General features: G+C 65.6%; 25 protein-coding genes. 14 read left to right on the top strand and 11 right to left on the bottom strand.

The window, feature by feature from the left end:
- Positions 1-65: 65 nt before the first annotated feature.
- A complete protein-coding gene (locus JJ918_RS09255) occupies positions 66-794 on the top strand; it encodes a hypothetical protein (RefSeq protein ID WP_291886203.1) in 729 nt (242 codons plus the stop codon).
- A gap of 60 nt (positions 795-854) precedes the next feature.
- Positions 855-1286, top strand: a complete 432-nt coding sequence (locus JJ918_RS09250; protein ID WP_291886201.1) for a DUF1489 domain-containing protein — start codon at positions 855-857, stop codon at positions 1284-1286.
- A 3-nt stretch (positions 1287-1289) separates the two neighbouring features.
- Here JJ918_RS09250 and JJ918_RS09245 read toward each other — a convergent pair whose 3' ends face one another.
- The 3 genes from JJ918_RS09245 to panC all read right to left on the bottom strand — a co-directional run bounded on the left by JJ918_RS09245 (position 1290) and on the right by panC (position 3462).
- The gene (locus JJ918_RS09245; RefSeq protein ID WP_291886199.1) at positions 1290-1703 is read right to left on the bottom strand and encodes a hypothetical protein; all 414 of its coding nucleotides are present in this window, start codon (positions 1701-1703) and stop codon (positions 1290-1292) included.
- Positions 1704-1768: 65 nt separating this feature from the next.
- Positions 1769-2542: a glutaminyl-peptide cyclotransferase gene (locus JJ918_RS09240; protein ID WP_291886197.1), complete on the bottom strand. Its 774-nt coding sequence runs from the start codon at positions 2540-2542 to the stop codon at positions 1769-1771.
- Between the two features lie 53 nt (positions 2543-2595).
- The gene (gene panC, locus JJ918_RS09235; RefSeq protein WP_291886195.1) at positions 2596-3462 is read right to left on the bottom strand and encodes a pantoate--beta-alanine ligase; all 867 of its coding nucleotides are present in this window, start codon (positions 3460-3462) and stop codon (positions 2596-2598) included.
- Between the two features lie 84 nt (positions 3463-3546).
- Between panC and JJ918_RS09230 the strand changes: the two genes are divergently transcribed.
- The 4 genes from JJ918_RS09230 to JJ918_RS09215 all read left to right on the top strand — a co-directional run bounded on the left by JJ918_RS09230 (position 3547) and on the right by JJ918_RS09215 (position 5866).
- Positions 3547-4149 carry an SPOR domain-containing protein gene (locus tag JJ918_RS09230; RefSeq protein WP_291886193.1) on the top strand — a complete coding sequence of 201 codons (603 nt, stop codon included), beginning with the start codon at positions 3547-3549 and terminating at the stop codon, positions 4147-4149.
- 79 nt (positions 4150-4228) lie between these two features.
- Positions 4229-5116: a division plane positioning ATPase MipZ gene (locus JJ918_RS09225; protein ID WP_291886191.1), complete on the top strand. Its 888-nt coding sequence runs from the start codon at positions 4229-4231 to the stop codon at positions 5114-5116.
- Between the two features lie 2 nt (positions 5117-5118).
- A complete protein-coding gene (locus JJ918_RS09220) occupies positions 5119-5586 on the top strand; it encodes a DnaJ domain-containing protein (RefSeq protein WP_291886189.1) in 468 nt (155 codons plus the stop codon).
- A gap of 61 nt (positions 5587-5647) precedes the next feature.
- Entirely contained in the window at positions 5648-5866 is a 219-nt protein-coding gene (locus tag JJ918_RS09215; protein ID WP_291886187.1) for a hypothetical protein, read from the top strand.
- A gap of 15 nt (positions 5867-5881) precedes the next feature.
- On the opposite strand, the gene dprA is transcribed toward JJ918_RS09215, so the two are convergent.
- The 4 genes from dprA to JJ918_RS09195 are packed head-to-tail and all read right to left on the bottom strand — an operon-like array spanning position 5882 to position 9948.
- Positions 5882-7048, bottom strand: coding sequence for a DNA-processing protein DprA (dprA, locus tag JJ918_RS09210; protein WP_291886185.1), 1167 nt, complete (start codon positions 7046-7048; stop codon positions 5882-5884).
- On the bottom strand, positions 7045-7680 hold the full coding sequence (gene plsY / locus JJ918_RS09205) for a glycerol-3-phosphate 1-O-acyltransferase PlsY (RefSeq protein ID WP_291886183.1): 636 nt from the start codon (positions 7678-7680) through the stop codon (positions 7045-7047). Before plsY ends, dprA begins: the two co-directional genes overlap by 4 nt.
- Before the next feature lie 7 nt (positions 7681-7687).
- Complete coding sequence (locus JJ918_RS09200; RefSeq protein WP_291886180.1) at positions 7688-8974, bottom strand: dihydroorotase family protein; 1287 nt, start codon at positions 8972-8974, stop codon at positions 7688-7690.
- Complete coding sequence (locus JJ918_RS09195; protein ID WP_291886178.1) at positions 8971-9948, bottom strand: aspartate carbamoyltransferase catalytic subunit; 978 nt, start codon at positions 9946-9948, stop codon at positions 8971-8973. The genes JJ918_RS09200 and JJ918_RS09195 overlap by 4 nt, the downstream gene beginning before the upstream one ends.
- A gap of 277 nt (positions 9949-10225) precedes the next feature.
- On the opposite strand from JJ918_RS09195, the gene JJ918_RS09190 reads away from it, so the two are divergent.
- Positions 10226-11197, top strand: a complete 972-nt coding sequence (locus tag JJ918_RS09190) for an MBL fold metallo-hydrolase (RefSeq protein WP_291886175.1) — start codon at positions 10226-10228, stop codon at positions 11195-11197.
- Positions 11198-11355: 158 nt separating this feature from the next.
- On the opposite strand, the gene JJ918_RS09185 is transcribed toward JJ918_RS09190, so the two are convergent.
- Together JJ918_RS09185 and ruvX are read right to left on the bottom strand one after the other, a co-directional pair.
- Positions 11356-12273, bottom strand: coding sequence for an AEC family transporter (locus JJ918_RS09185; RefSeq protein WP_291886173.1), 918 nt, complete (start codon positions 12271-12273; stop codon positions 11356-11358).
- A 243-nt stretch (positions 12274-12516) separates the two neighbouring features.
- Positions 12517-12969 carry a Holliday junction resolvase RuvX gene (gene ruvX / locus JJ918_RS09180; protein ID WP_291886170.1) on the bottom strand — a complete coding sequence of 151 codons (453 nt, stop codon included), beginning with the start codon at positions 12967-12969 and terminating at the stop codon, positions 12517-12519.
- A gap of 100 nt (positions 12970-13069) precedes the next feature.
- Between ruvX and gatC the strand changes: the two genes are divergently transcribed.
- From gatC to JJ918_RS09150, 6 genes are all read left to right on the top strand, one after another.
- On the top strand, positions 13070-13357 hold the full coding sequence (gene gatC, locus JJ918_RS09175) for an Asp-tRNA(Asn)/Glu-tRNA(Gln) amidotransferase subunit GatC (RefSeq protein WP_271185387.1): 288 nt from the start codon (positions 13070-13072) through the stop codon (positions 13355-13357).
- 6 nt (positions 13358-13363) lie between these two features.
- Positions 13364-14839 (top strand): Asp-tRNA(Asn)/Glu-tRNA(Gln) amidotransferase subunit GatA, encoded by a 1476-nt coding sequence (gene gatA / locus JJ918_RS09170; RefSeq protein ID WP_291886166.1) that lies wholly within the window; start codon positions 13364-13366, stop codon positions 14837-14839.
- 4 nt (positions 14840-14843) lie between these two features.
- A complete protein-coding gene (locus JJ918_RS09165) occupies positions 14844-15146 on the top strand; it encodes a hypothetical protein (protein ID WP_291886164.1) in 303 nt (100 codons plus the stop codon).
- Entirely contained in the window at positions 15139-15414 is a 276-nt protein-coding gene (locus JJ918_RS09160; protein WP_291886161.1) for a hypothetical protein, read from the top strand. Before JJ918_RS09165 ends, JJ918_RS09160 begins: the two co-directional genes overlap by 8 nt.
- A complete protein-coding gene (gatB, locus tag JJ918_RS09155; protein ID WP_291886159.1) occupies positions 15401-16894 on the top strand; it encodes an Asp-tRNA(Asn)/Glu-tRNA(Gln) amidotransferase subunit GatB in 1494 nt (497 codons plus the stop codon). The genes JJ918_RS09160 and gatB overlap by 14 nt, the downstream gene beginning before the upstream one ends.
- A gap of 100 nt (positions 16895-16994) precedes the next feature.
- Complete coding sequence (locus JJ918_RS09150; RefSeq protein ID WP_291886156.1) at positions 16995-17336, top strand: hypothetical protein; 342 nt, start codon at positions 16995-16997, stop codon at positions 17334-17336.
- Positions 17337-17345: 9 nt separating this feature from the next.
- Here JJ918_RS09150 and JJ918_RS09145 read toward each other — a convergent pair whose 3' ends face one another.
- A complete protein-coding gene (locus JJ918_RS09145; RefSeq protein WP_291886153.1) occupies positions 17346-17597 on the bottom strand; it encodes a hypothetical protein in 252 nt (83 codons plus the stop codon).
- 131 nt (positions 17598-17728) lie between these two features.
- Between JJ918_RS09145 and JJ918_RS09140 the strand changes: the two genes are divergently transcribed.
- Positions 17729-19072: a mechanosensitive ion channel domain-containing protein gene (locus JJ918_RS09140; RefSeq protein ID WP_291886150.1), complete on the top strand. Its 1344-nt coding sequence runs from the start codon at positions 17729-17731 to the stop codon at positions 19070-19072.
- 6 nt (positions 19073-19078) lie between these two features.
- On the opposite strand, the gene JJ918_RS09135 is transcribed toward JJ918_RS09140, so the two are convergent.
- Positions 19079-19987, bottom strand: a complete 909-nt coding sequence (locus tag JJ918_RS09135; protein ID WP_291886149.1) for a lipase family protein — start codon at positions 19985-19987, stop codon at positions 19079-19081.
- Positions 19988-20314: the final 327 nt, after the last annotated feature.

Genomic DNA, 20314 nt, shown 5'->3' with positions numbered 1-20314 from the left:
ATGCGTTCGCGCCGGTGGTCCCTGCTATGGCCGATGGCGAGGGATGACCGTATCGAGACCGCACAATGAAACATGTTTTTACTGCTGCGCTGGGCGCAGTGAGCCTGGTGAGCCTGCCTGTTCACGCCCAGACCGGGCCGGCGGGCGAGCTGGAGGCGTTCGAGGCCGCGCTCGGCCGCACCGTCGCCGGGGACAATGACGCCGATTGGCGTTTTCTTCTGACCTTTACCGGCAGCGCCGGAGAGATCGTCGCCCGGTTTGACGGCGCCCAGCCCGAAGCGGACCGCTGGACGCTGGTCTCTCCGCCGGAGGCCGACCTGACGGAAGAGCAACAAGCCATCTGGGACGATGTCATCACCAGCGATGATGACGAAGAGGATGAGGGCGGCCTGTTCTTTGACGGCGAAGACGCGCTTTTCCTGCCGGGCACGCTGAACCTGCATCTGCAGGACGCCGATGATGTGACCTACCGCTTTCAGCCGCAGTTCGATGCGGAGGATGAAGAAGAGGCGGCCTTTGCCGAATATCTGCGCGGCGAGATTACCGTCGGCCGCCGCGAACCGGGCGTGCGCCATCTCAGGCTCTTCGCACCGGAGAGCTTCAAGCCGAATTTTGCCATTCGTGTGAACCGGTTCGAACTGGAACAGGAATTCGCCGAAATGGCCGACCTGCCGGCCCCGGTCCTGGTTCGTATCAGCCAGAATATCGAGGGCAGTGCGGCCTTCCAGACCTTCCAGGAAGGTTTCGAAATCGGTTTCAGCGAGATCGAGTATCTGGGCAACGCCGCCCGCTGATCCGGACGGCCATGGCGCTTTGACCGGCCCCTTGAGTCGCCCTAACTGTGACCCATGGTCATGCATCTGGTGAAGCTCTGTGTCGGTGTCTCCTCGGTCGAGGAGCTGGAAGCGTCCATGGCCCGCACGGCGGCCCGGCGCCGGGCCGCCGGCGAACCGCCGGTTTCGGTCCATGTGACCCGCATGACCCCGGCAAAACGGGACGAGGTGGAAAACGGCGGCTCGCTCTACTGGGTGATCGGCGGTGCCATCCGTTGCCGCTCCGACATTATTTCGCTGGAGGCGGTCGACGGCGAGGACGGCGTGAAACGCTGTGCCATCGTGATGTCGACCGAGGTGGTGCGAACGGCCGCCGCGCCGCGCCGGCCTTTCCAGGGCTGGCGCTATCTCAAGCCCGAGGACGCACCGCAGGACGTCGGCGGTCCGGTCGAGGGCGGCGATGAGCTGCCGCCGGACCTGCGTGCCAAACTGCTGGAAATCGGCGCCTGGTGACCGCTAGCGCAGTGCCTGCCGGCGAATGAGCAGGACAATCAGGGTGATGGCCAGCCCCTCCAGAGGCAGGAACAGAAATCCAGGCTGGGCCGAGTAGTAGGGATTGTCAGCCATGAGCAGCCAGGCTGCGAAATGGCTCATCAGCGTGCCGCATGCCGTGTAGAGCGCGAAGCGCCGTCTGAGGGCCAGAGCTGCGAGTGTCAGCGTGATGCTGATGCACGCCGCGATGATGAGAATGCGTTCAGCTGTGGTCAGGGCATGGATGATGTTGTGGGCGTCCAGCCCGGCGACCGTGCCGGCCCAGTCCTCCACCAGGACGGCCCAGATCACGGTCAGCCAAAGCCAGGCATAGGTTACGAGCAAGCCGACCAGGCAGATTGCGGCCGCGTAGAGCGGAGCGCGCGATGTCTGACGCATGATGCAGGCAAACCCTGTGCAGACCGGAGGATGCGACGCTAGGGTGTTTCGCCGTCGCGGTAAATCTAGTCCGCGCCGCTGTCGATACGGATCTCGTAGAGCGACGGCCAGAGCTTGCCAGTCACGTAGATCTGGCCCGTGTCGCGGTTCCAGGCGATCCCGTTGGCGACGGCGTCGCGGCTGCCGGCGAGGGCGGGCGGGACGAGATCGGTCAGGTCGATCAATCCTGTGACCGCTCCGCTTTCGGGATCGATGCGGACGATCAGCGGCGACTGCCAGACATTGGCCCAGATCTCGCCATCGACCCATTCCAGCTCGTTAAGGCGCCGCACCGGCCGCCCGGCCAGGGTCACGGCGATCGTGCGTACCGTGGAGAAGTCGGCCGGGTCGATCACGCGCAGCTCCGCCGTGCCATCCGACAGGATGAGATGCGTGCCGTCATGCGTCAGCCCCCAGCCCTGGCCCTCATAGTCGAATGTACCGATGTGCTCGAACGTATCGGCGTCGAAGATGAAGCCGGTTTCCGATTGCCAGGTGAGCATATAGATGCGCGAGCCCAGCTGGACGGAGCCTTCGCCGAAATAGGGCGGTTCGAGCGCGGTCTGGCGTTCCACATGCCCCGTTTCCAGTGCCACCTGGCGCAGGCTGGACGCACCGACCTGCCCCGTGCTTTCAAACAGGATGCCGTCCTGGATGAAGAGGCCCTGGGTGAAGGCACCTGTATCGTGGGGGTAGGTCGCGACAATTTCGGCGGTCGCGCGCGAGACCGGTGTCTGGCCGGCCGCCGGGGCTGCAAGAAGCGCAAGACCTGAGAGAGCAAGAAGAAGACGCGAGACCATGGAGGTTTCCGCTGCAGGCTGAACGAGCGGTCAGCTTAGCCGCAATTCGGGCATCACGAAGGCCGTTTTGCCGCCATGTTGTCGATCAGGCGGGTCGATCCCAGCCGCACCGCAGCCAGGACACGGGCATCGCGATCGATGGGGCCGGAGGGAAGCGCTTCCAGCGTTGCGGCGCACCGGGCCTCGACATAGTCGACCGCATCAAAGGCGGCGGTTGCACTGGCCATCGCGGCCTTTTGTGCCTGGTCTGCCGGCGTGCCGGCACTGAGTGCAGCCGCGAACTCCTTGAGGATCACGTTGAGTCGGGCGGCCCGGGCGCGGTCGTCGGCCGACAGGTAGACATTGCGCGAGGACATGGCGAGGCCGTCGCGCTCGCGCATGGTCTCGCCGCCGATGATATCGATACCGAAATTGAGGTCGCGCACCATCTGCCGGATCACCATGAGCTGCTGGTAGTCCTTCTCGCCGAAGAAGGCCATGTCCGGACGGACCTGGTTAAACAGCTTGGCGACGACGGTCGCGACGCCGTCGAAGAAATGCGGCCTGGCGACGCTTTCCAGGCCCACCGCGGCACCCTTCATGCTGATATTGGCTGAATAGCCTTCAGGATACATCTCGGCGACGTCGGGCAGGAAGATCAGGTCGCACTTGGCGAGGGTGAGCTTTTCGGAATCCTCGAGCATAGTACGCGGATAGGCGTCCAGATCCTCGCCTTCGGCAAATTGCCTGGGATTGACAAACACGCTGGCGACAACACGATCGCAATGGGCTTTCGCCAGCCGGACGAGCGAGATATGTCCGTCGTGCAGCGCGCCCATGGTCGGCACAAAACCGATGGACAGCCGGTCATCGCGCCAGCTGCGGATGCGCGCGCGCAGGGCCGAAACCGTCGTGGCGTGGGGAATCTGGAGATTGAGCATGGTTGTTCCGCAAAACAGACAGGCCGGGGAATATCATAAGCCATGATACAGGCAAGCGATCCGACTCGCCCTAGATACAGCGCCATGAGAATTCTTCCAGCCATTCTGCTTGCCGCCATCGTCAGCGCTTGCGCCACGACGGGCGGTACGCGTGATCGCGATGCATCGGTCGAAGCCGCTGTCGCCGACAGTCAGCCGGCGCGTCTGGCCGATGCGACGGCGCGTGAACTGGCGCATCTTGCCCGTTTCGAACCGGAAACCCTGGACCAGGTCTATCCCGAGCTGCGCGCTCTGGCGGCGGCGCTGGTCGGTCTGGAGAGCCTGCCGGCGGAAGAGGGGCCGGGGCGGGGGGCTGCCGGCCCGCAGGACCTGCCGCCGGCACCGGAGTTCGACGATGCGCAAAGCGTGATGCATGCCGTCCATCTGGCGTCCTACCGGCGCGAGGCGATGGCTTTGCGTGGCTGGGCTGAACTGCAGGCCCTTTATCCGGTGCTGGCTGGTCTGGACGCACGCCTCGAACACGCCCATATCCCGGAGCAGGGTGATTTCCTGCGTCTCAAGGCCGGGCCGTTCGATTCCGGCGCGGCGGCCCTGGAGGTTTGCACGGCCTTGCGGTCGTCCGGCCAGTACTGCCAGGCGACCGATTATTCCGGCAGGCCTTTCGCGTCGCCGGAGAGCGGCGGGTGAGGGCAGGAAGCGCCTTGTCGGGCAGGCGCGGTCCGGTGTCCCTTGCGGCGCCGGAGCCGCGCAGGGGATTTGGGTAGTCATGACGAAACATCCGGCCTTCCGTCTGCCGTCGCGCCCGCTCGGACGTGTCCGCGACGGCGTGCGTGAAGCGCATGTCATCGTGGTGGGCAATGAGAAGGGCGGGGCGGGCAAGTCGACCGTCGCCATGCACCTGGCCGTGGCCCTGATGCGCATGGGCAAGACGGTCGGCGCGATGGATCTCGATCTGCGCCAGCGGACTTTCGGCCGTTATCTGGGTAATCGCGAACGCTGGTGCGAACGGCATGGCCTCGGCCTGCCGCGGCCGGTGGAGATCGCGCTTGCACCATCGGTGCAGCGCGATCTGGACCTGGCCGAACAGGAAGAGACCGACCGTTTCTCGGCAGCTCTGACCGATCTGAAGACCCAGTGCGATTTCGTCGTTATCGACGCGCCGGGTGCCGACACGCTCTATTCGCGGCTCGCCCATTCCAGCGCTGACACGATCATTACGCCGGTCAATGACAGCTTCATCGATTTCGACCTGCTGGCCGAGATCGACCCGGACACGTTCGAGGTCGGCAGCCCGAGCCTGTACAGCGAAATGGTCTGGGAATGCCGCAAGCGCAAAGCGGCGATGCAGAAGAAGTCGATCGACTGGGTGGTGATGCGCAATCGTATCTCCATGCTGGATGCGCGCAACAAGCGCCGTGTCGGCGAGGGGCTGAAAATGCTCTCCCAGCGGATCGGTTTCCGGCTCGCGCCGGGCTTTGCCGAGCGGGTCATCTACCGGGAGCTCTTCCCGCTTGGGCTGACCCTGCTGGACCTGACCGAGAACGGCTCCACCGTCACCTTCACCATGAGCCATGTCGCAGCGCGCCAGGAATTGCGTGACCTGCTGATCGTGCTCAAACTGCCGGGCCTGGAAGGTCAGCCCATCCCGTTTTAGCCATGGCCGCTTTTGTCTTCGGAGCTCTGCTGCTGGCCGCCTGTCTGGGGGCGGCGTGGTGGTTTTCGCAGCAAAAGACGGACGATGCTGCGCGCATGGTGCGTATCATCCTGGGAAGCGGCGCCCTGATCGCCGGCGTGGTGATCTGCCTGCGCGGCGCCGTCATCCTTGGCGGGCCGATCGGCCTGTTCGGCCTGGGCATGCTGGGCCGGGCGATCCGCGTTCCCCATCGCCGCTCGCGCAGTTCCGGCGGATCGGCCGGCACAGCGCCGGCAACAGGCATGAGCCTGGCCGAGGCGCGCGAGATTCTCGGCGTCGATGCGTCCGCCGATGCCGAGACAATCCGCCAGGCGCATCGCCGCCTGATGAAGAAGCTGCATCCCGACACCGGCGAAGGCTCGGCGGCCCTGGCGCGCCAGGTCCAGGACGCTCGGGATCTGCTGCTGGATCACCTCAACGGCAAGTCGTGATCCGCGTCACGCTCGTATTTGCCTCTTTTGGTTGTAGTCTACTGGAGCGAAGGAGGCGGCGATGAAACGCGCACGACGCTCGGCAGACCTTTTCAACAAGAGTCCCGCTCCGGCTTTCACCTGCGGCGCCGAAGCGGAAGAGCTGTCCCGGCACCTTCGAACGCTCAGTGAGGATGCCTACCGTTTCCGGATGAACCGGGCCGCCATACTGATCGAGGTCGCCGCCCAGATCGTCGAAATGGAAGGCCGCGCGATCGAGGAAGCCGGTGATGCCGGCTGACGCGGCACTGGCTGCCTAGCCTGCGGAGGCGATGCGCTGGACCAGCCCGCCCGGCAGGCGCGCGACTTCACCCGTCAGCTCCAATTCCATCAGCATGGCCGACACCGTTCCGGCCGGCAGGCCACTTTGCCGGGCGATCTCGTCGATCGAGACCGGGGTTGGCGATACCAGGCCGCGGACACGGCTGGTGTCGCTGATGTCGCCATCGCCGGTATCCGGCGTTTCTGGGTTCTCGTATGCAGGTGTGTCCGGCCAGTCTTCATCAAAGAGATCGCTGCCGGACTGAGCGTGCGTTTCCCGGACCTGCGGCAGGCTCTGCAGGCCGGCGAGGATCCCGGTTACATCCTCGGCGGTTTCGACAAGGTGAGCGCCATCCCGCAAAAGCTGGTTGGAACCGCGGGCGCGCGGATCGATCGGTGAGCCTGGCACCGCCATCACTTCGCGGCCCTGTTCGGCGGCAAAGCGTGCCGTGATCAGCGAGCCGGAACGCAGTGCCGCCTCGACCACGACCGTGCCGCAGGACAGGCCGGAGATCAGCCGGTTGCGGCGGGGAAAGTCGCGGGCTGTCGGGATGCGGCCCAGAGGGCGTTCGGAGACGACAAGACCGCGCTCGGCGATGGCATTGTGCAGATCGGCGTGCTCGGGCGGGTAGATGTGATCGATCCCGCCGGCGACGACGGCAATCGTGCCGGTATCCAGCGCGCCGGAATGGGCGGCGCCATCGATCCCGCGGGCCAGACCCGAGACCACGACAATGCCTTCGCTGCCCAGCCCGTGCGCCAGTTCGCGCGCAAAGCGCAGGCCGGCTGCCGAGGCATTGCGGGCACCGACCATGGCACAGGCCGGGCGGTCGAGCAGACCAAGGTCGCCTTTGACGACCAGGGCCGGCGGTGGCGCGGGGATGGCGGTGAGGAATGGCGGGAAACCGGGATCGATCCCGGTGAGTATAACGCCGCCGACCCGGTCCACTGCGTCCAGTTCGGCTTCGATCGTCTCGCGAGACGGAATGACGGGAGCCGGCTTGCCGGCCTTGCGGCAGCGTTCGGGCAGGGCGTCGAGCGCGGCCTCGGCCGTGACGTAGCGGGCGATCAGCCGGGCAAAGCCGACGGCGCCCAAGCCTTCTGTGCGCGCCAGGCGCAGCCACATCACCCTTTCGGTGTGGCCGGGCCCGGCTTCGCTCATGCGGCCGTGTCTCCGGGACCGTCCGTCGCCGGGGCCGCATCCTTCTTGCCGCCGATGCGCGGTTCCTCGCCCTTGAGAAGGCGGGCAATGTTGGCGCGGTGCAGGACATAGATCAGCACGGTGAGCACACCGGCCATGATCGCCACGTCCGGCCGGCCCAGGAACCAGGCCGCCGCCGGAGCGGCGAGTGCGGCGGTGAGGGCAGCCAGCGAGGAAATCCGGAAGATCGCGGCCATCAACAGCCAGGTACCGATCACCACGAGGCCGACCGGCCAGAACACGACCAGCATGGTGCCGACAAAGGTCGCGACGCCCTTGCCGCCCTTGAATTTCAGCCAGACCGGGAAGCTGTGGCCGATGAAGGCGGCCGCACCGGCCACCAGGCCGGCCGTCGTGCCCAGCAGCAGGCCGAAGACGGCAGCGGCGATGCCCGCCTTGCCGGCGTCGAGGATAAGCGTGGCGGCGGCGAGGTCCTTGCGTCCGGTGCGCAGCACGTTCGTGGCGCCGATATTCCCCGATCCGATCGCACGGATATCGCCCAGCCCGGCCAGCCGTACCAGCACAAGGCCGAAGGGAATGGAGCCGAACAGATAGCCACCGATGGCCGCGATTGCCAGATAGAGAGGTTGCATGACCGGTTTACGCCTTTTGGTTGTATATCGTGACTCCGCCGACGAGAGTTTGCAAGACCTGTCCCTGGAAACGGCGTCCGGCCCAGGCGCAATTGCCGCGGGCGGAGTGGAAACGGTCCGGATCGCAGACCCAGGGCTTGTCGCCGTCGATCAGGATCAGATCGGCGGGAGCGCCGTCGGTGATCCGGCCCTGCGGCAGACCCAGAAGATCGGCCGGGCCGCAGGTCATCACCCGCAGGGCGTCGACCAGTTCCAGCTGGCCGTCATGGACGAGGCCCAGCATCGCGCCGAGCGCGGTTTCCAGGCTCATCGTGCCGGCGATGGCGAGAGCAAAGGGCTCGCCCTTGTCGTCAAACGGGGTGGGACGGTGATCGGTGACCACGGCATCGATCTCGCCGCTTGTGACCGCCTCGACCAGAGCGCGCCTGTCAGCCTCGCTGCGCAGCGGCGGATCCATGCGGAAAGCGCTGTCCAGCCCGCCGGCATCGACCTCGTTCAGGGTGAGGTGGGCGACGGCCACGGTTGCGGCGATTTCCTGGTCGCGCGTACGGGCGCGCCGCAGGGCGGCCAGACCGTCAGCCGTCGACAGGCGGTCGATCATCAGCTTGCCGCCGGACAGCTCGGCCAAAGCGGCATCGCGTTCGATGGCGATGCGTTCGGAGAGCGCGGGTTCCGCCGGCAGGCCCATGCGGGCCGACCAGTCGCTCTCCAGCGCCACGGTGCCCGCGGACAGCGCCCAGTCGGCCGGGCGCACCGAGAGCCAGATATCGAACTGGCTGGTATAGGCCAGAAGGCGGCGCATCGTGCGGGTGTCGCTGATGGGCCGGTCACCCTGGCCGGCATAGACCGCACCGCCGCGCACCATCAGCCCGATCTCGGCCATTTGCTCGCCGGCCAGGCCCTGGGTCGCGCCGCAGGCGGAGAGCACATTGACGCCGCGCTTTGCGAGGCCGCGATTCATGCCGGCAAACCCGTCGGCCTTGTCCAGCGGGGCGCGAGCATTCGGAGCAAGCACGATGGTGCCGAAGCCGCCGGCCGCCGCGCCTGCCGTCAGCGTGTCCAGTGTTTCGCCGTCCGGTGTGAGGGCCGCTTCCTTGGCGCAGCGCAGGTCGATCAGCGCGGGCGCGAGGATGCAGCCCTTCGCGTCGATCACCGCGTCGGCGGCATCGACATCGATCTCGCCGCCGGTCTGGACGATGACACCATCCTCGATCAGCACGCCGCCAGGACCGTCATGGCCGGAGGCCGGGTCGACAAGGCGGGCATTGATGATGGCCAGGCTGGTCTCGCTCATTGTCCCGCCTCCCGGCTATGGAAGTCGCGGCGGATGGTCTCGCCGATCAGTTCGAGCACCGCCATGCGCACGGCCACGCCGCTTTCGACCTGTTCCAGGATCACGCTCTTCTCTGGGTCGTCGGCCAGCTTGGTGTGGATCTCGGTGCCGCGGTTCATCGGGCCGGGATGCATGACCAGCACGTCGGGCGAGCAGACTTCCAGCCGTTCATGCGTCAGGCCGAACAGGTGGAAGAATTCGCGAGCCGAAGGCACGAAACCGCCGGACATGCGCTCCTTCTGCTGGCGCAGCGCCATGACGGCGTCGCAGTCCTGAAGGGCGTCGTCGAGATCGTGGAAGACGTCGCAGCCCCACTGGTCGACATCTGACGGCAGCAGAGTGGGCGGGGCGCACAGACGGATCTCTGCGCCGAGAATGTTCAGCAGGCCGATGTTCGAGCGGGCAACGCGCGAGTGGAGGATGTCGCCGACAATCAGGATGCGCTTGCCGCCGACCTCGCCCCAGTGCTGGGCCAGGGTGAAACTGTCGAGCAGGGCCTGGGTGGGGTGTTCGTGCATGCCGTCGCCCGCATTGACCACGGCCAGTCCGGTGCGTTCGGCGAGGAAGCGCGGCGCGCCGGTGGCCGAATGGCGTACCACCATGATATCCGGCCGCATGGCGGCCAGCGTGCGCGCCGTATCCGACAGGCTCTCGCCCTTCGATGCGGAGGAGTGCGCCACGGCGAAATTCACCACATCGGCGCCCAGCCGCTTGCCGGCCATCTCGAACGAGCCCTGGGTGCGGGTCGACGCCTCGAAGAAGAGGTTCAGCACCGTCAGCCCCTTGAGCACATCGCTTGACTTGTCCGGCGTGCGGTTCACCGCCAGCCAGTGGGCAGCGCGCTCGAAGATGATGCGGATGTCGACGGGATTGAGATCGGCCACCGAAATCAGGTGGCGATGGGGGAAGTCGTAGGAAAATGCGGCGCGGGTCATCCCGCCTCCCGTTTCGTCAGGCCCCGGAAAGATGTCTGCGGCGGTATAGGGGCAGTCGCGGCAACGGGCAAGACGCGACACGAAGGCTTCCCCTGCGTGAGCGGGGGAAGTGCCGAGCGCAGTGAGGCGATGGGGGAGAGTCATGCGCGCTGGCGCGCTCGACGGTGCTTTCGCACCGCCCCCTCAGTCCGCTATGCGGACAGCTCCCCCGTAAACGGGGTGAGCCCTGGTAATCGCGAGGCTTGACCCGCCGCACGGCTTCGCTTCTCGTTTGCACATGACGACTCTCACAGGCGCGCTTGCGCTCGCGCTTCTTGCATCGACTGTCCAGTCCGAAGCTCCGCCTCCGCCTCGCTGCGCGGTCGAACTTCTGGTGCTGGGCGTGGCCCAGGATGGCGGGGCGCCGCAGATGGGCAATCCGGACGATCCGGCTTGGGCCGATCCCTCCCTGCGGCGGCTGGCGACCTCGCTTGCCGTTGTCGACCGCCCGCACGATGCGCGCTACCTGTTCGAGGCAACACCGGATATGCGTGAGCAGCTGCAGCGTCTGGACGAATTTGCGCCGTCAACAGGCGAGGGGCCGGGGCTGGATGGGATTTTCCTCACCCACGGCCATATCGGCCACTATACCGGGCTGATGTATCTGGGTTTCGAGAGCATGGGCGCCCAGGGGGTGCCGGTCTACGCCATGCCCTCCATGGCGGCCTTTCTCTTCTCCAACGGGCCCTGGGACCAGCTGGTGCGTCTGGGCAATATCGTGCTGGAGGACCTGCAGGCCGACGAACCGTCCGTCGTGGGCTCGCTCACCGTGACACCCTTTGAAGTGCCCCATCGTCAGGAATACACCGAGGTCGTCGGCTTCCGCATCGACGGGCCGGACCGCTCGGCGCTCTTCCTGCCGGATATCGACAGCTGGGAGGAGTGGGATGTCTGGGGTGACGTCGAGGACGGCGCGCCCGGTATGATCGAACAGGCGCTGGCCTCGGTGGATGTCGCCTATATCGACGCCACCTTCTTCGCCAATGGCGAGATCCCCGGCCGCGACATGTCCGGCTTTCCGCATCCCTTCATCACACATTCCATGACGCGTTTTGCGGACTTGCCGGATGAAGAGAAAGCCAAAATCCGCTTCATTCATTTCAACCACACCAATCCGGTGCGCTTCCCGGACGCCCCGGAACGCCAGCAGGTTTTCGAGGCCGGTTTCGGTCTGGCGGATGAGGGTGAGCGGTATTGTCTGGGGGATTAGATCTCCATCCTCCCCCTTGATGGGGGAGGAGGACCGCCGCGAAGCGGTGGTGGAGGGGGTGAACCCCGGTGGTGGCAGAATCGCCGAGACCTCGCTCCCACCCCTTCCGCCCGGCTTCGCCGGGCAGCTTCCCCGTCAAGGGGAAGGATGGGCAGTCGCTATCCCAACGCCCACAGCCAGAACGGGATGGTTACGAAGCAGAAGAGCGCTGATGCCGTGATGTCTCCGGCCGAATAAGGGGCATCCCCGCCCATCTGCTTGGCCAGCACATAGGCCGAGGCCGCGCCGGGTGAAGCGCCGGTGAGCAGGAGGATGGTCAGCGGCACGCCCTCAATGCCGAGCGCCCGGCCGACGCCATAGAAGACCAGCGGCCCGATCATCAGCTTGATGAAGACCGAAAGCGCCAGCAGGCGCGGCCGGGCCTTCATGGCGGTGAAGTTGAGACCGGCACCGACGGCCAGAAGGATCAGCGGCAGGGCGGCCTGGCCGAGGAGGTCGACCGTGTCCGTCACCATGCCGGGCAGGGGAATATTGCCCAGATTGACGATACCGCCCGCGGCCGAGCCGAGGATCAGCGGATTGGTGAGGATGCGATAGAGGATCGAATCCCATTTCGGCTTGGCGCCATCGCCCCAGACCGACAGGGCCGCCACGCACTCCATGTTCACCAGCGGGATGGAGACGACCATGATCAGCGCCACCAGGATCTCGCCCTCATCGCCGAACAGGGCGATGCCCAGGGCCAGGATGAGGAGGCCGTTCCAGCGGCAGGTGGCCTGGAAGAGGCTGGTATAGGTGGGGTCGGGAATGCGCAGGAAGGGCTTCAGCGCCAGCGTGATCGCCGCCATGCCCAGAAAGCCCAGCATGGCTGCCAGGATGAAGCTGCCCAGCTGGATATTGCTGAGGTCGGCATGGCTGATCGAGGAAAACAGCAGGGCGGGCGACAGGCCCAGATAGGCGAGGCGGGAGATCGGCGCCCAGCTGTCATCCGGCAGAAGGCTGGACCGGCGCAACAGCCATCCGATGAAGATGACACCGAATACGGGGACGAGAGCGGAGACGATCGAAGCCTGCATGGTGAGTCTCTTTATTGCGCTTTGCCCGCAAGGTCATCCACCGCTTTGCCTTTCCTCCCCACGACGTGGGGAGGGGGACCCGTGAAACGGGGGAGGGGCCGCCGCGATACGCGGCGGAATGGTGGTGCCTCGCTCGACGGTCGTTCGCGGCCTGTGGCCGCGCCCCCCAAAAAAACGTGGCGACCCGAGGCCTTGCCTCGGCCCACTTCCCCACTTCCGTGGGGAAGAAAGAGGTTCGGGCTATCAACCCAGCTGCGCCAGACGGTCGAGGGCGCTTTGCAGGATGTTGGCGGCGGCGTGGGCATCGATCACGGCCTTGCGCCTGTCGCGGCGCACCCCGGCGGCAATCAGCTTTTCCTCGGCCTCGAAGGTCGACAGGCGCTCATCCTGAAAGACGACGGGAATATCGCGCAGGCGCAACAGATTGCGGGCCAGGGCGCGGACGGACTGGACGCGCGGACCTTCGGACCCGTCCATATTGACCGGCAGGCCCATCACGATCGCCACGGCATTGCGCTCGTCATAGAGGGCGAAGATGCGCTCGGCATCGGCGGTGAACTTGGTGCGTACAATGGTTTCCACCGGTGTGGCCAGCCCGCGCGAGGCGCCGCAGGACGCCACGCCGATCGTCTTTGTGCCCGGATCGAGCGCGATCAGGGGGCCGTGGGGCAGGTCTTCCAGGGCGATAACGGGCATGCGCCGCCAATGCGCCGTGCAGGCGCAGCCGTCAAGCTTTCTTGCACCTGCGAAACCGGGTTGGTACTCAATCGGCTTCGACTATCCGGAGTGATTTCCAATGTCCGTGACCGCTGACGACGTCCGGCGTATTGCGCGCCTCGCGCGCCTCGCCGAGCCGGAAGACCGTATCGACACCCTGGTGGGTGAGCTCAATGGCATCCTGAAATGGATCGAGCAGCTCGACGAGGTCGATGTCGAGGGCGTGCAGGCCATGACGACGCCCGTCGCCTTCCCGCTGCCGATGCGCAAGGACGAGATCACCGATGGCGGGATCCGCGACAAGGTTCTCGCCAATGCACCGAAGTCCGATGAGGGCTTTTTCGTCGTGCCGAAATCGGTGGAGTAGGGGCATATGAGCGATCTTCTCAAACTCTCCCTCGACGAGGTTTCCGCCAAGCTGAAGGGCAAGGAGGTCTCCGCGACCGAGCTTGCGCAGGCGGCCTTTGCGGCCTGCCAGGCGGCCCAGCCGGCGCTGAATGCCTTCACGGCCTTCGACGAGGAAAAGACCATGGCCATGGCCAAGGCTGCCGATGCGCGCCTGGCCAGGGGCGAGGGCGGTCTGCTGGAAGGCGTGCCGCTGGCCATCAAGGACCTGTTCGCCGTGGAAGGCGTGGATACGTCTGCGTCCTCGAACATCCTCAAGGGTTTCAAGCCGACCTATGAGTCGACGGTGACGTCGAAGCTGTGGGATGCCGGCGCTGTCTTCGTGGCCAAGACCTCGATGGACGAATTCGCCATGGGCTCGTCGAACGAGACGTCGAATACCGGTCCGGTGGTCAATCCCTGGAAGGCCAAGGACAGCAATGAGAGCCTGACACCGGGCGGTTCGTCCGGCGGTTCGGCTGCGGCCGTGGCCGCCGATCTGTGCTTCGGTGCCACAGGCACCGATACGGGCGGCTCGATCCGCCAGCCGGCCTCTTTTACGGGGACGGTCGGCGTGAAGGGCACCTATGGCCGCACCTCGCGCTGGGGCGTCGTGGCCTTCGCCTCTTCGCTCGACCACCCGGGCCCGTTCGCCAAGACGGTGAAGGACTCGGCGCTGCTGTTGCAGGCGATGTCGGGGCACGACCCCAAGGACTCCACCTCGCTGCCGAATGATGTGCCGGATTTTGCCGCCGCGGTCGGTCAATCGGTGAAGGGTCTGAAGATCGGCGTTCCGAAGGAATACCGCGTCGACGGCATGCCGGCTGAGATCGACGAGGTCTGGCAGAAGGGTATCGACTGGCTCAAGGCCGCCGGTTGCGAGATTGTCGACATCTCCCTGCCGCACACGAAATACGCCCTGCCGGCCTATTACATCGTTGCGCCGGCGGAAGCCTCGTCCAATCTCGCGCGCTATGACGGCATGCGCTATGGCAACCGCGTCGAGGGCAAGGATCTCAACGACACCTATGAGAAGACGCGCGCCGCAGGCTTCGGCCACGAGGTGCAGCGCCGCATCATGATCGGCACCTATGTGCTCTCGGCCGGTTATTACGACGCGTATTACCTGCGGGCCCAGAAAGTGCGGACGCGCATCCTGCAGGACTTCGACCAGGCCTTCGAGAAGGTCGACGCCATCCTGACGCCGGCCGCACCGTCGGCCGCCTTCGGTCTGGGCACCAAGTCGGACGATCCGATCGCGATGTATCTCAACGACGTCTTCACCGTGACGGCGAACCTGGCCGGCGTGCCGGCCATGTCGGTGCCGGCGGGGCTGGACAAGTCGGGCCTGCCGCTGGGGCTGCAGGTGATCACGCGCGCGCTGGACGAAGAGACCATGTTCAAGGTCGGTGCGGCGATCGAGGACAGTGCCGGCTTCGGCTTCAAGGCGGAGAAGTGGTGGTAGGCCGATGAGCGACGCTCCCGGACCCGATACGCGCGAAACCGGCGCTGCCAATGTCTGGACGACGCGGATCATCGTCCTGGCCATCGCGCTGATGTGCCTGATGTTCGCTGTGCCGCTGGTGCTCAGCGGTGTCGACGGGCTGATCGCCACGCTGGGGGCGGGCACGCTGCCCTCGCTGTGGGTGATCGTGGTGCTGCTGATCGGGCTGGCCCTGTGCGTCATCGGTCTGGGCACGGCCTGGCGGGCCTTCGTCCCGGCGCCGGGCAGCCGCAAGCGCACGGATGGCGGGGATGCGGGCAATGACTGAACCCGCGCACCCGGCGATGAAGCTGTCGCGGCCGGCCTTCCTGGTCGGCGCGCTGCTGGTGCTGGCCGGCGTGGTCGTGTTCCGCGGCATCGCCCCGCTGGAGCCGCGCAATCTCTGGACCGTACTGCTGGTGACACCCGGCGTCGGTTTCCTGTTTTTCGGTCTGACCGTGATGATGGCGGGCCGGGTACTGGTCGCGGCGATGAATACGCCGGAAGAAGAGCGTCCGACCTGGGACGACGAGGATGAGCAAGATGAGCGATCATAGCTATACGCTGCCGGGTGTGACCGGTGACTGGGAAGTCGTCATGGGGCTGGAAATCCACGCCCAGGTGGTTTCCAACGCCAAGCTGTTCTCCGGCGCGGCGACGGCCTTCGGTGCGGCGCCGAACACCCAGGTCTCGCTGGTCGATGCGGCGATGCCGGGCATGCTGCCGGTGATCAATGAGCACGTCGTCGAACAGGCGGTGAAGACGGGGCTCGGCCTCAATGCGAAGATCAATAACTGGTCGCGCTTCGACCGGAAGAACTATTTCTATCCCGATCTGCCGCAGGGCTATCAGATCTCGCAATTCCAGTTCCCGATCGTGGGTGAGGGCGCCATCGAGTGCGAGCGCGACGACGGTTCGCGCTTCACCGTGCGTATCGAGCGCCTGCATCTGGAACAGGATGCGGGCAAGTCGATCCACGATCTCGACCCCAACTCCACCTATGTCGACCTCAACCGCTCGGGTGTGGCGCTGATGGAGATCGTCTCCAAGCCGGACATCCGCTCGCCGGAAGAGGCCTCGGCCTATGTCTCCAAACTGCGCACCATCCTGCGCTATCTGGGCACGTGTGGCGGCGACATGGAAAAGGGTCAGCTGCGCGCCGACGTGAACGTGTCGGTGTGCAAGCCGGGCGCCTACGAGAAATTCCGCGAAACGGGTGATTTCAAGCATCTGGGCACACGCTGCGAGATCAAGAACGTCAACTCGCTGCGCTTCATCCGCCAGGCGATCGAATACGAGGCCCAGCGCCAGATCGACATCCTTGAGGAAGGCGGCAAGGTCGACCAGGAGACCCGCCTGTTCGACGCCAATACCGGTGTGACCCGCTCCATGCGGTCCAAGGAAGAGGCGCACGATTACCGCTATTTCCCCGATCCCGACCTGCTGCCACTGGAGCTGCAGCAGACCTGGGTGGACGAGATCAAGGCCGGCCTGCCGGAATTGCCCGACGCCAAGCGGGAGCGCTTTGTCTCCGTGCTCGGCCTGTCGGACTATGACGCCTCCGTGCTGGCGGCCGACAAGGATCGTGCAGCCTATTTCGAGGAAGTGGCGGAAGGGCGCGACGCCAAGCTGGCCTCGAACTGGGTCAATAACGAGCTCTATGGCCGCCTCAACAAGGAAGGCCTGACCATCACCGACTGCCCGGTGTCCGCCGCGCAGCTGGGCGGGCTGGTCGCCCTCATCGAGGACGAGACCATTTCCGGCAAGATCGCCAAGGACGTGTTCGAGATCCTGTGGGCTGAAGGTGGCGACCCGGCGACGATCGTCGAGGAGCGGGGCCTCAAGCAAGTCACCGATACCGGCGCTATCGAGGCCGTGATCGACCAGCTGATCGCCGATAATCCCGATCAGGCCGCCTCGGTGCGCGAAAAGCCCAAGGCGATGGGCTGGTTTGTCGGTCAGGTGATGAAGGCCATGCAGGGCAAGGCCAATCCCCAGGCCGTGAACGAGATCCTGCAGAAGAAGCTGCTGGGCTAGGGTGGTACGCCGCCCCAACCGGACTGTCGTGCTCGCCGGGGGCGTGGCTGCCTGCGTCGCGCTCCTTCGGGCCGTCACAGCACTGTCCGGACCCGGGGGCGTGCCAGCAGCCATCCTGCTTGGATTGTCGGCCGGCTTTGCCGTGATCTGGATGGCGGACTTTGCCCTCTCGACCTGGTGGGCGCGAAGGCTGGACCAGCCACCGGGCATGGCGTTCAAATGGCAGCGCTTTCTCGTCGGCGGACCGGCGATCGGGCTGGCCACGCTGTGCGGGCTGAGTGGCGCACTCCTGTCGGCAAGCGCCGCCAACGGCGCCTATGACAGTGCGGCCAGCATTGTCTTTTTCTCGTTGTTCGCCACGGGTATCGCCGGGGCGTGGTACGCTTTCCTGGCCAGCCCGATCTTTGTCGGCGTTGCCCGCCGCTACTACCGAGGGCGATAGCGGCCCGGACTATTCGGCTCCGGGCAGGTCCCGGCGCCGCTTCGACAGGGCGAACAGTGCCAGCCAGGTCAGGCCCGCGGCAATCACCACCCACTCGACGGCAAAGACGACAGGGCCGATGAGGCCGGGCTGCACGAATTCGGCCATCAGCGGGCTGCCGACGGCGAGAAGCAGGGCGAGAACGATAAAGGTGGCGACCGCGAAGGTGAAAAGCCGGCGCCGCCACACGGTGCGCAATTCGCGCGCATGGAGAGTGGCCATGATGACCTCCCTTGTGGCTATACGGGTTGTAACGGCTGAAACCGCCGCCCGTTCCTTTCCGCCTCTGGTCCTGCGCGCGCATCTCGTGCTAACCCTTTGATCTCACCGCACGAGCCGGAGTGCCAAGGCCCATGACACAGGATGATTCCGCTCTCGACGAGCTCCTGCCGCTCGAAGCGTTTCAGGGCCGTTTCGGCGAGATCCTGACCTGGCTCCAGGAAACCCTGCTGGACATCAATGTCGCGATCCAGATCGGACTGGTGGCGGCGGCTTTCATCCCGGCGCTGATCTTCGGGCCGCGCCTGCGTCATCTGGTCGAGGCGCACACGCGCGAGCTGATCCGCACGGGTCTGGCACGGCGGCTGCTGACCGCGGCGATTGCCCTGGCCACACCGCTGGCGCTGCTGGCTGTGCTGGCGATCGAGCGTGTGGTGCTGGGCGCGGTCGATCGGCCCTTCCATCTCATCAACGCGGCGATGAGCCTGATGACGGCCTGGCTGGTGATCCGCGCCGTGACGCTGATTATCCGCTCGCGCTTCTGGTCGCAGGTCGCTTTCTACATCGCCTGGCCGGTGGCGGCGCTCGATGTGTTCGGCCTGCTCGACGATGTCGTCATGCAGCTGCAGGCGCTGGCCATCCCGCTGGGCGAGACGGAGGAGGGCGATCCGGTCGATCTCTCCCTGTTCGACGTGCTGCGCACGCTGATCTATTTCGGCGTGCTGTTCTGGGCGGCCTCCTTTGCCGGCCGCGCGATCAACACCCAGCTGGAACGTGCCGACGAGATTTCGCCGGCCTTGCGGGCGCTGATCTCCAAGGTGCTCGGCTTTGTCCTGCCGATCGTGGCGCTCTTGATCGCGCTGCAGCTGACCGGCTTCAACCTGGCCACGCTGGCGATCTTTTCCGGTGCTGTCGGTATCGGGGTCGGGCTGGGCTTGCAGAAGACCGTGGCGAACTTCGCCGCCGGCTTCACGCTCCTGGCCGACAAGTCGATCAAGCCGGGCGATGCGCTGGAAGTCGATGGCCAGTTCGGCTGGGTGACGGGCATGCAGTCGCGCTATGTCTCCATGCGCACGCGCGACGGCACCGAGCACCTCATCCCGAACGAGCACTTCATCGCCAATGGCGTGATCAACTGGTCCAAATCCGACCGGGTGGTGCGCCAGCACGCCCCCTTCGGCGTGTCCTACGGGACTGTGGACATGGAGAAGGTGCAGCAGCTTGCCATCGCCGCCGCCCAGACCGTTGACCGTGTCGTGCCGGACAAGACGCCGGTCTGCAATCTGATGGAGTTCGGCGACAGCTCGGTCAATTTCGACCTGCGCTTCTGGATCTCCGACCCGCAGAACGGGCTCTCCAATGTCCGCAGCGATGTCTACATGGCGATCTGGAAGAGCTTCCACGAGCACGGCATCGAATTCCCCTTCCCGCAGATGGATGTCCACGTGAAGGAAATGCCCGGCCCGTCCGACACCTGATCCGCCTCAGCAGATGCAGGTGCAATAGCGGCCGGACGCGGAATGGGCCTCCGCGATCTCGCGGAAGTCGCCCGCATCGATCGCCTGCCAGAGCGCGGCCCAGGCGTCGTTCTCGGCCTTCGTGCCATACTCGATCAGACAATCGGGACCGATATAGCGCAGGATGCCGACCGGCTTGTAGAGATTGTCTGACGCACTATTGCCGGGCTCCGGCCAGGCTTCCGGCGCCATCTGCACCGCTTCGCCACGCTCGCGCCGCTCGGCGCTGGCGGCCAGCGTCAGGGCCGGCCACCAGGGCAGGAAGGGGACGATGTCGTACTCATTCTGGTAGCGCACGGTGAAGGGACGCAGGCCCAGCGCATCATAATTGCTCTGGAAGGTCGCATCGCAGGTCATCGGCGCGGCGAAGCAGCAGTTCTGCACCAGCATGTGCGGGTGTTCGGACTTGATCAGCGAGGTCGCCAGGAAGGTCATCGCGGCGCCCTTGGAGTGACCGGTAACCAGAATGCCGCGCTTGCCGGTCAGGTCGATGGCGTCGATCGCGGCCTTGGCCATGGGCCAGATGCTGAGCATGCCGGTGGCAAAACCAGTCTCCACGCGCCCGAAGACACGTCCGCCAATTGTCCAGTCGGTCGGGCCGGCTTCGAAATCCTGCAACCAGTCTCGGATCCACGCCCACAGATCGCCCTTGAAGGGTGGCAGCGTGCCGCGCAGCGCGAGCACAACCCAGTCATCCGAGGTTTCCGCGACGAAGCCGGCATTGATGTGCTCGGGCCCGTTCACGAAGACGGTGGGCTTGGTGCCCGGCTTCAGGCCGAGCTTTGCGAGGTTGGGATTGGCGGGATCGAGCGCCCCGCTCTTGATCGCATAACAGGCGATCGAGGCATTGATCAGCCGGCATTCGAGCGTGGCCATGACGTCCTCCCTGGCAGTCGAATGGGCCGTCAGTATCCATGGGGAGAGGGAGGGCGAGTGTGCGCGTCATCACACTTTGTCTGGCCGGACAAAAAGAGGACGCGGACGAGAGTCCGCGTCCTTCAGTTTGCTGAGTGGCGGCGGGCCGGGTCAGTCCGAAATGGCTCGCCGCCGGCGCAAAACCGGTCAGATCCGTCGCGTCTTGTCGCTGATTCCAGACTACGTCCGCCTGCGCGCGAAAGATAATCAATTGAAACTATGGAAATTATCGAGGCGAGTAATATCGCACCCGCGAGATCACAGGCTGTTTTCGTTTTGGATCAGTCG

The organism is Maricaulis sp. (assembly GCF_017642925.1).
Classification (GTDB): domain Bacteria; phylum Pseudomonadota; class Alphaproteobacteria; order Caulobacterales; family Maricaulaceae; genus Maricaulis.
The sequence above is the reverse complement of the archived record's forward strand: the minus strand, read 5'-3'. Positions and strand labels throughout refer to the sequence as shown.

Bases quoted from the DNA above. Each gene is read 5' to 3' on its own strand.
- plsY (WP_291886183.1), bottom strand. From the start codon at position 7,680: ATGCAACCTCTCTATCTGGCAATCGCGGCCATCGGTGGCTATCTGTTC.
- JJ918_RS09230 (WP_291886193.1), top strand. From the start codon at position 3,547: ATGAGAATTCTTCCAGCCATTCTGCTTGCCGCCATCGTCAGCGCTTGC.
- JJ918_RS09200 (WP_291886180.1), bottom strand. From the start codon at position 8,974: ATGAGCGAGACCAGCCTGGCCATCATCAATGCCCGCCTTGTCGACCCG.
- gatB (WP_291886159.1), top strand. From the start codon at position 15,401: ATGAGCGATCATAGCTATACGCTGCCGGGTGTGACCGGTGACTGGGAA.
- JJ918_RS09140 (WP_291886150.1), top strand. From the start codon at position 17,729: ATGACACAGGATGATTCCGCTCTCGACGAGCTCCTGCCGCTCGAAGCG.
- JJ918_RS09225 (WP_291886191.1), top strand. From the start codon at position 4,229: ATGACGAAACATCCGGCCTTCCGTCTGCCGTCGCGCCCGCTCGGACGT.
- JJ918_RS09185 (WP_291886173.1), bottom strand. From the start codon at position 12,273: ATGCAGGCTTCGATCGTCTCCGCTCTCGTCCCCGTATTCGGTGTCATC.
- gatC (WP_271185387.1), top strand. From the start codon at position 13,070: ATGTCCGTGACCGCTGACGACGTCCGGCGTATTGCGCGCCTCGCGCGC.
- JJ918_RS09190 (WP_291886175.1), top strand. From the start codon at position 10,226: ATGACGACTCTCACAGGCGCGCTTGCGCTCGCGCTTCTTGCATCGACT.
- JJ918_RS09245 (WP_291886199.1), bottom strand. From the start codon at position 1,703: ATGCGTCAGACATCGCGCGCTCCGCTCTACGCGGCCGCAATCTGCCTG.
- JJ918_RS09240 (WP_291886197.1), bottom strand. From the start codon at position 2,542: ATGGTCTCGCGTCTTCTTCTTGCTCTCTCAGGTCTTGCGCTTCTTGCA.
- JJ918_RS09135 (WP_291886149.1), bottom strand. From the start codon at position 19,987: ATGGCCACGCTCGAATGCCGGCTGATCAATGCCTCGATCGCCTGTTAT.
- gatA (WP_291886166.1), top strand. From the start codon at position 13,364: ATGAGCGATCTTCTCAAACTCTCCCTCGACGAGGTTTCCGCCAAGCTG.
- ruvX (WP_291886170.1), bottom strand. From the start codon at position 12,969: ATGCCCGTTATCGCCCTGGAAGACCTGCCCCACGGCCCCCTGATCGCG.
- panC (WP_291886195.1), bottom strand. From the start codon at position 3,462: ATGCTCAATCTCCAGATTCCCCACGCCACGACGGTTTCGGCCCTGCGC.
- JJ918_RS09250 (WP_291886201.1), top strand. From the start codon at position 855: ATGCATCTGGTGAAGCTCTGTGTCGGTGTCTCCTCGGTCGAGGAGCTG.
- dprA (WP_291886185.1), bottom strand. From the start codon at position 7,048: ATGAGCGAAGCCGGGCCCGGCCACACCGAAAGGGTGATGTGGCTGCGC.
- JJ918_RS09195 (WP_291886178.1), bottom strand. From the start codon at position 9,948: ATGACCCGCGCCGCATTTTCCTACGACTTCCCCCATCGCCACCTGATT.
- JJ918_RS09220 (WP_291886189.1), top strand. From the start codon at position 5,119: ATGGCCGCTTTTGTCTTCGGAGCTCTGCTGCTGGCCGCCTGTCTGGGG.
- JJ918_RS09165 (WP_291886164.1), top strand. From the start codon at position 14,844: ATGAGCGACGCTCCCGGACCCGATACGCGCGAAACCGGCGCTGCCAAT.
- JJ918_RS09160 (WP_291886161.1), top strand. From the start codon at position 15,139: ATGACTGAACCCGCGCACCCGGCGATGAAGCTGTCGCGGCCGGCCTTC.
- JJ918_RS09145 (WP_291886153.1), bottom strand. From the start codon at position 17,597: ATGGCCACTCTCCATGCGCGCGAATTGCGCACCGTGTGGCGGCGCCGG.
- JJ918_RS09255 (WP_291886203.1), top strand. From the start codon at position 66: ATGAAACATGTTTTTACTGCTGCGCTGGGCGCAGTGAGCCTGGTGAGC.
- JJ918_RS09215 (WP_291886187.1), top strand. From the start codon at position 5,648: ATGAAACGCGCACGACGCTCGGCAGACCTTTTCAACAAGAGTCCCGCT.